The following is a 12,864-nucleotide window of genomic DNA, read 5'->3' as shown; positions in this document are numbered from 1 at the left end:
GGACGGCCAAGCTGTCCCTTTGACTTGGCGAAAATTAGCCTAGGCTGAGCTGTCAGGAGCGGGATTTTCCGGTGTTCATCTGGCAGTGCTTGCGCAAGGGATCTCATGAAGCAAAAGCGGACTCTCGGAACGCCACGGTTGTTGGGCATCGTCTGGCCATTTATTGCCGTCGTGTTGTTTCAAGCGTTATTGGGCGGCGTGAGTCTTTACGTGCTCTCGGCGGTTCGCGGTTACGTCGCCGGCGAAAGCCTCTGGTCCAAGGGCCAGAAAGACGCGATCTACTATCTCAATCTCTACGCCGACAGCCGCGACGAGGCGATCTTCCTCAAGTACCGCACCGCGATTGCCGTGCCGCAAGGCGGGCACCAGTTGCGTCTGGCGCTGGATCATCAGCCGCCGGATCTGGCTGCGGCGCGCGAAGGCATTCTCAAGGGTGGCAACCACCCGGACGACGTTTCCAGCGTGATCTGGCTGTACCTCAACTTCCGCCATTTCAGTTATCTGGAGACCGCGATTGACCGCTGGACGGTCGGTGACGCCTATCTGGTTGAGCTGGATAACGTGGCGCAAGAGATGCACCGCAGCATTTCGCAGAACACCGCCAGTAACGCCGATATCCAGCGCTGGAAGGCGCGGATTTTCGCCATCAACGATGGCGTGACCCCGGCAGCGAAAGCCTTCAGCGATGCCCTGGGCGAAGGCTCGCGGATGATCCTGCGGCTGCTGCTATTGACCAATCTCGCCACGGCGCTGGGGCTGATCGTGCTGGCCCTGTGGCGCACGCACAAGTTGCTCAAACAGCGCCATGCCTTTGCCGAGGCACTGCAACTGGAGAAGGATCGGGCGCACGTTACCTTGCATTCGATCGGTGATGGCGTCATCACCACCGACGTCAGCGGTGCCATCGATTACATGAACCCGGCCGCTGAAGCCATGACCCACTGGAAGGCCGAACAGGCGGCGGGTTTGCCGCTGGCGGCATTGTTCAATCTGCTCGACGACAACGCCCAGTCTGAAGGGCTGACCCTGATCGAGCACATTCTCAGCGGCAAGCTCACTGGCGGCAGCGAGCATTCGAAACTGATCCAGCGCCTCGATGGCACAACGTTGTCAGTGACCCTGGTCGGCGCGCCGATCCGCAATGCCGGCAAGGTCAGCGGCACGGTGTTGGTGTTGCACGACATGACACAGGAGCGGCAATACATCGCCAATCTATCGTGGCAGGCCACCCATGACGCACTGACCGGGCTGGCCAACCGTCGTGAGTTCGAATATCGCCTGGAACAGGCGCTGCACAAGCTCTCGCGCCATTCCGGGCGGCATGCTCTGATGTTCCTCGATCTCGATCAGTTCAAACTGGTCAACGACACCTGTGGTCACGCTGCCGGCGATGAGCTGTTGCGACACATTTGTACGCTGCTGCAATCGGGGCTGCGCGAGGGCGATACGCTGGCGCGACTCGGCGGTGATGAGTTCGGCATTTTGCTGGAGAACTGCGCACCGGATGCGGCGGAAAAGATTGCCGAGGCGCTGCGCCAGACTGTGCAGAATCTGCACTTTGTCTGGAAGGGCCGGCCGTTCCTGACCACGGTGAGCATTGGCCTGGTGCATATCGCGCAGATCCCGACGACCCTTGAAGCCTCATTGCGCGCCGCCGATATGGCCTGCTACATGGCCAAGGAAAAGGGCCGCAACCGCGTGCAGGTCTATCACGCTGACGATTCCGAGCTGTCGCTGCGCTTTGGTGAGATGGCCTGGGTGCAACGCCTGCACATGGCGCTGGAAGAAAACCGCTTTTGCCTGTACGCCCAGGAAATCGCACCGCTCAAGCCGGGTGACGACAAGGGTGGGCACATCGAGATTCTCCTGCGTTTGCACGATGAAGCCGGGCGGATGATCTTGCCGGACAGTTTCATTCCGGCGGCCGAGCGCTATGGCTTGATGAGTCAACTGGACCGTTGGGTAGTTCAGAACGTATTTAAGGTTATTGCTCAATGTATTGCACAAGAACATGAAGCGCCTTTAGCAATGTGTGCGATTAATCTGTCAGGCATTACTATAGGAGATGACGCGTTTTTGAACTTTCTGCGAGAACAGTTTGTTAACTACGCAATACCGCCTGAAATGATTTGTTTTGAAATTACAGAAACCAGTGCAATTTCAAATCTCGGCAGTGCAATCCGATTTATTAATGAACTCAAAGGCTTAGGTTGCTATTTTTCGTTAGATGACTTTTGCGCCGGAATGTCTTCATTCGCTTATCTGAAACATTTGCCTGTAGACTTCCTGAAGATCGACGGGAGTTTCGTAAAGGATATGCTGGACGACCCGATTAACCGCGCAATGGTCGAAGTGATCAATCACATCGGGCATGTCATGGGTAAGCAGACAATTGCCGAGTTTGTTGAAACAACCCAGATCGAGCAGGCATTGCTTGAAATTGGTGTGGATTACGCTCAGGGTTATGTTATAGAACGCCCACAGTTGTTTACCTGTGACAGTTTGCAAAGTCGGCCCGCCAGACCGCAACCGCTGTTGTTCAAGGCGCCTGGCACGTTCCGTTGAAGTCTCTCGCCGATCCTTACAATCACAAATCAAAAGGAGCCGAACAGTGATCGACACATTCAACCGAACCGGACCACTCATGGAAGCTGCAAGTTATCCTGGCTGGGCACAACAGCTGATTCAGGATTGCAGCGAGAGCAAGCGCCGGGTTGTCGAACATGAACTTTACCTGCGCATGCGTGATAACAAGCTCAGCGCCAGAACCATGCGTCAGTACCTGATCGGGGGCTGGCCGGTGGTTGAGCAGTTCGCGTTGTACATGGCGCAGAACCTCACCAAAACCAGGTTTGCCCGTCACCCGGGTGAAGACATGGCGCGGCGCTGGCTGATGCGCAATATCCGTGTTGAACTCAATCACGCGGATTACTGGGTGCACTGGAGTCGTGCCCATGGCGTCAGCCTGGAAGACCTCCAGGCCCAGCATGTGCCGCCCGAGTTGCATGCCTTGAGTCATTGGTGCTGGCACACCAGCTCAGCGGATTCGCTGATCGTGGCCATCGCGGCCACCAATTATGCGATCGAAGGCGCGACCGGGGAGTGGTCGGCGCTGGTCTGCTCCACGGGCGTGTATGCCGCAGCGTTTCCCGAAGAGGATCGCAAGCGCGCGATGAAGTGGCTGAAGATGCACGCTCAGTACGACGACGCCCATCCTTGGGAAGCGCTGGAAATTATCTGCACCCTGGCCGGGATGAACCCGAGCAAAGCGTTGCAGGCCGAGTTGCGTCAGGCCGTCTGCAAGAGCTACGACTACATGTATCTGTTTCTGGAGCGTTGCATGCAACTGGAAACGTCGGAACGCTTGCTGGTCAACCGAGAGCGCAGAACTGTAGTCGAAAGCTGATTTCGGCTTCACGCAAAACCAATGTGGGAGCGAGCCTGCTCGCGAAAGCGGTGTGTCAGTCAACTCATGTTGAATGGCATATCGCATTCGCGAGCAGGCTCGCTCCCACACTGTTCTTTGGTGTCTGGAAAGACTTAGCCCGCCATCGCCAAGCGGTTGCGACCCTCGCGCTTGGCGACATACAGCGCACTGTCGGCGCGACGCAGCAAGCTGTCGGCCGATTCGCCCGGCAACAACGTCGAACATCCCAGGCTCACCGTCAATTCAATCAACTGTCCATCCGCATAGTATTCGGCTGCCTGCGTCGCATAACGCAGGCGTTCGCCGACCATTGCCGCCGCATCCCGGCTGGTGTTGGACAGCAGCACCAGAAACTCTTCGCCACCGTAACGGAACACCATGTCGACGTTGCGCAGTTGCGCCTTGATTGTCGCTGCGATGGCTTTAAGCACGTCATCGCCGGCGCTGTGGCCATGGCTGTCGTTGACTCGTTTGAAGTGGTCGATATCGAGCATCAGCAGCGACAACGGTTGTTGATGTCGGCGAGACATATCGATCTCCCGCTGCAGGGTTTGCTCCATGGCGATGCGGTTGCCGGCGCCGGTCAGCGGATCGCGCAGGGCACTCTGAGTCGCCTCGCGATAAAGCAGCGCGTTGCGCATCGGGTACAGCAGGGAGGACAGCAGCGATTCCAGCTGACCTTGTTCCTCGTCGTTGAAGCGTTGATTGCGGCGGAACACCAGTTCGCCCATGTGCTCGCCTTCGTGGCTCAAGGTGTAGCTGATCGAGTGATGGCCGCGAGCGCCGAACTCCAGGCGCAGGTCACTGCCCTTGTGCGCGTAGCTCAAGGCGTCCAGCGGCACGAGGCGCTGAACTTCGCGGAAAAACAGACCGAGGATGCGTTGCGGTTCGAGGCTGGTTTGCAGTTGCAGGCTCATTTGCTGGCGCAGTTGCGCCAGGCTGGCCGGTCGCTCCAGGAGGGGAGGCAGTTGACCAAAGCCCAGGCGTTGCAATTTGGCACTGTCAAAGTCAATTGCATTGGTCTGGGAGGGTGATTTCATATGGCGTGAGCCCCTAAAGCAGTAAGTCTGTCTTACAGGCTGGGTGAGAGCGGCTATGGGCTGCGCGTCATACTGATCCATCAGTCCCGTAGGACATTTGGCGTAAGTTTAGTCTGCCTGAAGACGAATAGTCAGCTATCGAAATCGGCCTTGCCCCAGTGCCTTCACACGGCATGCTTTGAAGGAAATTAGAGCGAAAGTCGTGCCATTCGGTTCGGTTTTATTTAAACCGTTTGTAATCAATGGCTTGGCTGGCTAGAAGGAAGGAAGGTGCTGGAAAATTGACTGGTGTATGACAGCCGTGAGCGGCAAATACCAGCCGCGACAGGAATCTGCCGCGGCAACAAAAGCGACGTATGGTTACTGCGCGTTGAACGCCTGGCCGTTGATGCCGGTGCTGTCCGGCCCCATCAGGTACAGGTAGACCGGCATGATTTCCTCAGGCGTCGGATTGTTCAACGGGTTTTCCCCCGGATACGCCTGGGCGCGCATGCTGGTGCGCGTGCCACCCGGGTTGATGCTGTTGGAGCGTACTGGCGCGACGCCGTCGACTTCGTCGGCCAGGGTTTGCATCAGGCCTTCGGTGGCGAACTTCGACACGCCGTAGGCGCCCCAGTAAGCACGGCCCTTGCGTCCGACGCTGCTGGAGGTGAACACCACGGAGGCATCCTGCGACAGCTTGAGCAGCGGCAACAAGGTGCTGGTCAGCATAAACATGGCGTTGACGTTAACCTGCATGACACGCATGAAGTTTTCGCCGGACAACTGCTCGATCGGCGTGCGCGGGCCGATGATCGAAGCGTTGTGCAGCAGGCCGTCGAGGTGGCCGAACTCGGTCTCGATCATTGCCGCCAGCTCATCGTATTGATGGGGCAGGGCGGTTTCCAGGTTGAACGGAATCACGGCCGGTTGCGGATGGCCGGCGGCCTCGATCTCGTCGTAGACCTGGGTCAGATTTGCTTCGGTCTTGCCCAGTAGCAACACGGTCGCGCCGTGGGCCGCATAGGTTTTCGCGGCAGCCGCGCCAATGCCACGACCGGCACCGGTGACCAGAATGACCCGATCCTTGAGCAATTCGGGACGAGCGGAATAATCAAACATAAAAACCTCACAATCCGTTAATAGCTAAAAGATCGCAGCCTGCGGCAGCTCCTACAGGACAGTGATGATCTGTAGGAGCTGTCGCAGGCTGCGATCTTTTGACCTTGATCAGCAACTGCAAAGCGCGCTATCGAGCACCTTGCGCAACTCCGACGGATGATCCACCACCACATCCGCGCCCCAATGCCGCGGGTTGTCGTCCGGGTGGATGTAGCCGAATGTCACCGCCGCCGTTTTCGTGCCGGCATCGCGTCCCGATTCGATATCACGCAGATCATCGCCGACAAACAGCACCGTCGACGGATCCAGATCAAGCATTTTGCACGCAAGGATCAACGGCTCCGGATCCGGCTTGCTGTTCTTCACGTGATCCGGGCAGATCAGCAAGGCCGAACGCTCAGCCAATCCCAGTTGCTGCATGATCGGCTCGGCAAAACGCAGCGGCTTGTTGGTGACCACGCCCCAGATCAGGTTGGCCTTTTCGATATCGGCGAGCAATTCGCCCATGCCGTCGAACAGTTTGCTGTGCACGGCGCAGCCGACCAGATAGCGCTCGAGGAACTCCAGGCGAAGTTCTTCGAAGCCCGGCGATTCCGGGTCCATCGAGAACGTCACCGCGACCATGGCTTTGGCGCCACCGGAGATCTCGTCGCGGATGTGCTTGTCGTTCATTGGCGGCAAGCCACGATCGGCGCGCATGGCCTGGCAGATGGCGATGAAGTCCGGCGCCGTGTCGAGCAGGGTGCCGTCCATGTCGAAAAGAACTGCTCTGATCGCCATCGGCTTACTCCTCGCGCAGGGTCTGGATCATGTAGTTGACGTCAACGTCGTTGGCGAGCTTGTAGTGCTTGGTCAGCGGGTTGTAGGTCAGGCCGATGATGTCCTTGACGGTCAGGCCGGCCATGCGGCTCCAGGCACCCAGCTCGGACGGGCGGATGAATTTCTTGAAGTCGTGGGTGCCACGCGGCAGCAGCTTCATGATGTATTCGGCGCCGACGATGGCGAACAGGTACGCCTTCGGGTTGCGGTTGATGGTCGAGAAGAACACCTGGCCACCCGGCTTGACCATGCGGAAACAGGCGCGGATCACCGACGACGGATCCGGCACGTGCTCGAGCATTTCCAGGCAAGTGACCACGTCGAACTGCTCGGGCATTTCTTCGGCCAGGGCTTCGGCGGTGATCTGGCGGTATTCGACGCTGACGCCGGATTCCAGCTGATGCAGTTGCGCGACCGCCAGCGGCGCTTCGCCCATGTCGATACCCATTACGGTGGCGCCACGCTGGGCCATGGCTTCGCTGAGGATGCCGCCGCCGCAACCGACGTCGAGGACTTTCTTGCCGGCCAGATTGACCCGCTCGTCAATCCAGTTGACCCGCAGCGGGTTGATGTCGTGCAGTGGTTTGAACTCGCTTTCGCGGTCCCACCAGCGATGGGCCAGGGCTTCGAATTTGGCGATTTCGGCGTGGTCGACGTTGCTCATGTTCAATCCTCTAAAACTTTAAAAGTGCTGTAGCCCCGGCATTTGCGCCGGGGTGTTTACGATTCGGTATGGCCGCTGATGCGCTGGCCCCAGGTCCGGGCGGTGGCGCCCAGTTGCTCTTCGTCCATGCGCGTCAGGCGCCGGTCGTCGAGCAGTTGTTTGCCGGCGACCCACAGATGTTTCACGCAATCGCGACCGGTGGCATATATAAGCTGCGAAACCGGGTCATACACCGGTTGCTGCGCCAGACCGGACAGGTCGAAAGCGACCATGTCCGCGGCTTTGCCGATCTCCAGCGAGCCGACTTGCGCTTCGATCCCCAGCGCCCGCGCGCCATTCAGGGTGGCCATGCGCAGTGCGCGATGGGCGTCCAGCGCCGTGGCCGAACCGGCGACGGCTTTGGCCAGCAGGGCGGCGGTGCGGGTTTCGCCGAGCAGGTCGAGATCATTGTTGCTCGCCGCGCCATCGGTGCCGACCGCGACATTGACGCCAGCCTGCCACAAACGCTCGACCGGGCAGAAACCGCTGGCCAGTTTGAGGTTCGATTCCGGGCAGTGGATCACGCTGGTGTTGCTTTCTACCAGCAACGCCAGGTCGTCATCGCTGATCTGGGTCATGTGCACGGCCTGGAAGCGCGGGCCAAGCAGGCCCAGACGACCGAGGCGCGCGAGCGGACGTTCGCCGCGCTGCTCCAGCGCCTGCTGGACTTCGAAAGTGGTTTCGTGGACATGCATATGGATCGAAGCGTCGAGCTCCTCGGCAATCACGCGGATTTTCTCGAGGTTCTCGTCGCCGACGGTGTACGGTGCATGGGGGCCGAAGGTGATCTTGATGCGTTCGTGATGCTTCAGATCGCCGAACAATTCAACGCCCTGACGAATGGCTTCATCGGCGCTGCTGGCGCCCGGAATCGGGAAATCGAGGATCGGAATGGCGATCTGCGCGCGAATGCCGCTGTTGTGCACGCGCTCGCTGGCGACTTTCGGGAAGAAATACATGTCCGAGAAACAGGTGATGCCACCTTTGATCTGCTCGGCGATGGCCAGGTCGGTGCCATCACGGACGAAATCTTCATCGACCCATTTGGCTTCGGCCGGCCAGATGTGGTTTTCCAGCCAGGTCATCAGCGGCAGATCGTCGGCCAGGCCACGGAACAGCGTCATTGCCGCATGGCCGTGTGCATTGATCAGGCCTGGAGCGAGCAGCACGTCCGGCAATTCGCGGACTTCTGTAGCGTTACACTTCAATGCTTCGGCGCGGGGGCCGATAAACACGATGCGACCGTCGCGGATGCCCAGGCCGTGCTCCTTGAGCACGACGCCTGCCGGTTCGACGGGTACCAGCCAGGTCGGCAGCAATAATAAGTCGAGCGCAATGGCAGGTTTCGGCATCGAGGGTCGGTTCCAGTGCTTTTGTAAAGGATGGCGAAGTATACCCGAGCGTCTTCGCGGGGGGATCGCTATAATCGGCGGCTTTTGTTCATGAGTGCGGGGTGAGGGATGCGCGATCGACTGTTGGCTGCGGAGAAAGTAAAGGCCATCGATTGGCGAGATGGCGCGCTCCACCTGCTGGATCAGCGTATTTTGCCGTTCGAAGAAACCTGGATCGCCTACACCAGCGCCGCCGGCGTGGCTGAGGCGATTCGCTCGATGGTGGTGCGCGGTGCGCCGGCCATCGGCATCAGCGCGGCCTATGGCATTGTGCTGGCGGCCCGTGCCCGCGTGGCCGAAGGTGGCGACTGGGCTGCGGCGCTGGAGGCTGATTTCGCGCTGCTGGCCGATTCTCGGCCGACCGCGGTCAATCTGTTCTGGGCGCTCGGGCGCATGCACGATCGCCTTGATCGTCTGAAAGACAACGCCGACCCGCTGGCGGCGCTGGAAGCCGAAGCCATTGCCATTCATGAAAGCGATCGCGAAGCCAACCTGACCATGGCCCAGCTCGGCGTTGATCTGATCCGCAAGCATCAGGGCAATGCGCAGGCGATTCTGACCCACTGCAACACTGGCGCGCTGGCTACCGGCGGGTTCGGTACGGCGCTGGGGGTGATTCGCGCGGCTTATCTGGAAGGCATGGTCGAGCGTGTTTACGCCGATGAAACCCGTCCATGGCTGCAGGGCTCGCGCCTGACCGCTTGGGAACTGGCCAACGAAGGCATTCCGGTGACCCTGAATGCCGACTCCGCTGCCGCGCACATCATGAAAACCAAAGGCGTGACCTGGGTGATTGTCGGCGCTGACCGCATCACCGCCAATGGCGACGTGGCGAACAAGATCGGCACCTATCAACTGGCGGTCAACGCCATGCACCACGGCGTGCGTTTCATGGTGGTGGCGCCAAGTTCGACCATCGACATGAATCTGGCCAGCGGTGACGACATCCCGATCGAGGAACGTGACGGCGCCGAGTTGCTGGAAGTGGGTGGCAAGCGCGTCGGCGCGGACGTTGAAGCTTTCAACCCGGTGTTTGACGTGACGCCGGCCGACCTGATCGACGCGATCGTTACCGAGAAAGGCATCGTCGAGCGTCCGGATACCGCGAAAATGGCCCAGTTGATGTGCCGCAAGCGCCTGCATTGATGCGGTGATACTCAATGTAGGAGCTGCCGAAGGCTGCGATCTTTTGATCTTGCTTTTTAGAGGCTGGGATCAAAAGATCGCAGCCTTTGGCAGCTCCTACAGGTGCGCGTCCCCCTAAAAGTCAATAAACATCCCCAAACCAAGCCTCAATTCTGCATTCAACGAAGCTCTGAGCTTCTCTCGTCCTCGTTAAGCCTGTCACCGGTCAACTAACTATGCTCCATGCGCATCAGGGGGATAGGTGCGTGGCGGCTCTTGTGATAACATCCGGCGTTTTCCGAGGCAGCTCCACGGAGCTGTCTTTACTGCGCAAATCCGCGATCCAATGTTGATTTGTCGTAAGTCGGCGCATGGCACTCGGCCTGCCCCGACGAGCTTCGTTGGTCCCATATGGATATGACGAAGTTTCACCAGAAAAAGGAATCAGGCTTCTCATGGGCGAACTGGCCAAAGAAATCCTCCCGGTCAATATCGAAGACGAGCTGAAACAGTCCTACCTCGACTACGCGATGAGCGTGATCGTCGGCCGTGCACTGCCGGATGCGCGCGATGGCCTCAAGCCCGTGCACCGTCGCGTACTGTTCGCGATGAGCGAGCTGGGCAACGACTTCAACAAGCCGTACAAGAAATCTGCCCGTGTTGTCGGCGACGTGATCGGTAAGTATCACCCGCACGGTGATACCGCGGTCTACGACACTATCGTTCGTATGGCTCAGCCTTTCTCCCTGCGTTACCTGCTGGTCGACGGTCAGGGCAACTTCGGTTCGGTCGACGGCGATAACGCTGCGGCCATGCGATACACCGAAGTGCGCATGACCAAGCTGGCGCACGAGCTGCTGGCTGACCTGCACAAGGAAACCGTGGACTGGGTGCCGAACTACGACGGCACCGAAATGATCCCGGCGGTCATGCCGACCCGTATCCCCAACCTGCTGGTCAACGGCTCCAGCGGTATCGCCGTGGGCATGGCGACCAACATTCCGCCGCACAACCTCGGTGAAGTCATCGACGGTTGCCTGGCGCTCATCGACAACCCCGAGTTGACCGTCGATGAACTGATGCAATACATCCCTGGTCCGGACTTCCCGACGGCGGCGATCATCAACGGTCGCGCCGGCATCATCGAAGCCTACCGTACCGGTCGTGGCCGCATTTACATGCGCGCCCGCTCGATCATCGAAGACATCGACAAAGTCGGTGGTCGTCAGCAGATCGTCATCACCGAACTCCCTTACCAGTTGAACAAGGCGCGTCTGATCGAGAAGATCGCCGAGCTGGTCAAAGAGAAGAAGCTCGAAGGCATCACCGAACTGCGCGACGAGTCCGACAAGGACGGTATGCGCGTCGTGATCGAACTGCGTCGCGGCGAAGTGCCTGAGGTGATCCTCAACAACCTCTACGCCCAGACCCAGTTGCAATCGGTATTCGGCATCAACATCGTGGCACTGATCGACGGCCGCCCACGCATCCTGAATCTCAAGGATCTGCTGGAAGCCTTCGTCCGTCACCGTCGCGAAGTCGTTACCCGCCGTACCGTGTTCGAACTGCGCAAGGCACGCGAGCGTGGTCACATCCTCGAAGGTCAGGCCGTTGCTCTGTCGAACATCGACCCGGTGATTGCTCTGATCAAGGCTTCGCCGACGCCGTCGGAAGCTAAAGAAGCGCTGGTCAGCACGCCGTGGGAATCCTCGGCAGTGGTGGCGATGGTTGAGCGTGCCGGTGCCGATTCGTGCCGTCCGGAAAACCTTGATCCGCAATACGGTCTGCGCGAAGGCAAATACTTCCTGTCGCCAGAACAGGCGCAAGCCATTCTGGAACTGCGTCTGCACCGTCTGACCGGTCTGGAACACGAAAAACTGCTGGCCGAGTATCAAGAGATCCTCAACCAGATCGGCGAGCTGATCCGCATCCTCAACAGCGCCGTGCGCCTGATGGAAGTGATCCGCGAAGAGCTGGAAGTGATCCGCGCTGAATATGGCGACCAGCGTCGTACCGAGATTCTCGATGCCCGTCTCGACCTGACCCTGGGCGACATGATCCCGGAAGAAGAGCGCGTCGTGACCATCTCCCACGGTGGCTACGCCAAGACCCAGCCATTGGCTGCGTACCAGGCTCAGCGTCGTGGCGGTAAAGGCAAGTCGGCGACCGGCGTCAAGGATGAGGACTACATCGCTCACCTGCTGGTCGCCAACAGCCACACCACGCTGCTGCTGTTCTCCAGCAAGGGCAAGGTGTACTGGCTCAAGACCTACGAGATTCCGGAAGCGTCCCGCGCGGCCCGTGGTCGTCCGCTGGTCAACCTCTTGCCGTTGAGCGAGGGTGAATACATCACCACCATGCTGCCGGTCGATCTCGAAGCCATGAAGCGTCAGGCTGATGAAGAAGAAGCCGAAGGCGCCGAGGCTGATGTAGAAGAGATCGAAAACAGCAACGAAACCGACGAAGAGCGTCGCGCCCGCATCAAGGCTGCCGACCGCAAGAAAGCCCCGTTCATCTTCATGTCGACCGCCAACGGTACCGTGAAGAAGACCCCGCTGGTGGCCTTCAGCCGTCAGCGCAGCGTCGGCTTGATCGCGCTGGAACTGGACGAAGGCGACATCCTGATCTCCGCCGCCATCACCGATGGCGAGCAGGAAATCATGCTGTTCTCCGACGGCGGCAAAGTGACTCGCTTCAAGGAATCCGAAGTTCGCGCCATGGGCCGTACCGCCCGCGGTGTGCGTGGCATGCGTCTGCCAGAAGGGCAGAAGCTGATCTCCATGCTGATTCCGGAAGAAGGCAGCGAAATCCTCACGGCGTCCGAGCGCGGCTACGGCAAGCGCACGGCGATCACCGAGTTCCCTGAATACAAGCGTGGCGGTCAGGGCGTTATTGCCATGGTCAGCAACGAGCGTAACGGCCGTCTGGTCGGCGCGGTTCAGGTGCAGGACGGTGAAGAGATCATGCTGATCTCCGATCAGGGCACCCTGGTGCGTACCCGTGTCGACGAAGTGTCGAGCCTGGGTCGTAACACTCAAGGTGTGACGCTGATCAAGCTGGCCAAGGACGAAACCCTGGTCGGTCTGGAGCGGGTTCAGGAGCCTTCGGAAGTTGAAGGTGAAGAGCTTGAGGGTGAAGAGGGCGAGGAATTCGAAGGCACTGTCGTGAACGACGATGCTGGCGAAGACCAGCAACTCGACGCCGCAGCAGACGAAGAACCGCAAGAATAAGCGGACAAACGAGGGGGCGGATGAGAAT

9 protein-coding genes are annotated in these 12,864 nt (G+C 59.4%); 4 read left to right on the top strand and 5 right to left on the bottom strand.

Annotated elements, in window-relative coordinates:
- The first annotated feature begins 105 nt into the window (after positions 1-105).
- Both BK670_RS22785 and BK670_RS22780 read left to right on the top strand, forming a co-directional pair.
- Complete coding sequence (locus tag BK670_RS22785) at positions 106-2,565, top strand: EAL domain-containing protein (RefSeq protein ID WP_123453134.1); 2,460 nt, start codon at positions 106-108, stop codon at positions 2,563-2,565.
- Between the two features lie 79 nt (positions 2,566-2,644).
- Entirely contained in the window at positions 2,645-3,406 is a 762-nt protein-coding gene (locus BK670_RS22780; RefSeq protein ID WP_404942488.1) for an iron-containing redox enzyme family protein, read from the top strand.
- A 134-nt stretch (positions 3,407-3,540) separates the two neighbouring features.
- Here the strand turns inward: BK670_RS22780 and BK670_RS22775 are convergent, their stop codons facing one another.
- From BK670_RS22775 to BK670_RS22755, 5 genes are all read right to left on the bottom strand, one after another.
- Entirely contained in the window at positions 3,541-4,467 is a 927-nt protein-coding gene (locus BK670_RS22775) for a GGDEF domain-containing protein (RefSeq protein WP_123453130.1), read from the bottom strand.
- Between the two features lie 360 nt (positions 4,468-4,827).
- The gene (locus BK670_RS22770; protein WP_025113079.1) at positions 4,828-5,568 is read right to left on the bottom strand and encodes a YciK family oxidoreductase; all 741 of its coding nucleotides are present in this window, start codon (positions 5,566-5,568) and stop codon (positions 4,828-4,830) included.
- A gap of 108 nt (positions 5,569-5,676) precedes the next feature.
- Positions 5,677-6,348, bottom strand: coding sequence for an N-acetylmuramic acid 6-phosphate phosphatase MupP (gene mupP, locus BK670_RS22765; protein ID WP_123453128.1), 672 nt, complete (start codon positions 6,346-6,348; stop codon positions 5,677-5,679).
- 4 nt (positions 6,349-6,352) lie between these two features.
- Positions 6,353-7,051: a bifunctional 2-polyprenyl-6-hydroxyphenol methylase/3-demethylubiquinol 3-O-methyltransferase UbiG gene (gene ubiG / locus BK670_RS22760; protein WP_025113081.1), complete on the bottom strand. Its 699-nt coding sequence runs from the start codon at positions 7,049-7,051 to the stop codon at positions 6,353-6,355.
- Positions 7,052-7,107: 56 nt separating this feature from the next.
- The gene (locus tag BK670_RS22755; RefSeq protein WP_123453126.1) at positions 7,108-8,442 is read right to left on the bottom strand and encodes a TRZ/ATZ family hydrolase; all 1,335 of its coding nucleotides are present in this window, start codon (positions 8,440-8,442) and stop codon (positions 7,108-7,110) included.
- A gap of 108 nt (positions 8,443-8,550) precedes the next feature.
- Here BK670_RS22755 and mtnA point away from each other — a divergent pair, with 108 nt between their 5' ends.
- Together mtnA and gyrA are read left to right on the top strand one after the other, a co-directional pair.
- Positions 8,551-9,627: an S-methyl-5-thioribose-1-phosphate isomerase gene (gene mtnA, locus BK670_RS22750; RefSeq protein ID WP_123453124.1), complete on the top strand. Its 1,077-nt coding sequence runs from the start codon at positions 8,551-8,553 to the stop codon at positions 9,625-9,627.
- 434 nt (positions 9,628-10,061) lie between these two features.
- Complete coding sequence (gene gyrA / locus BK670_RS22745) at positions 10,062-12,836, top strand: DNA gyrase subunit A (RefSeq protein WP_038364370.1); 2,775 nt, start codon at positions 10,062-10,064, stop codon at positions 12,834-12,836.
- Positions 12,837-12,864: the final 28 nt, after the last annotated feature.

Source organism: Pseudomonas fluorescens, from assembly GCF_003732425.1.
GTDB lineage: Bacteria > Pseudomonadota > Gammaproteobacteria > Pseudomonadales > Pseudomonadaceae > Aquipseudomonas > Aquipseudomonas fluorescens_BE.
The sequence above is the reverse complement of the archived record's forward strand: the minus strand, read 5'-3'. Positions and strand labels throughout refer to the sequence as shown.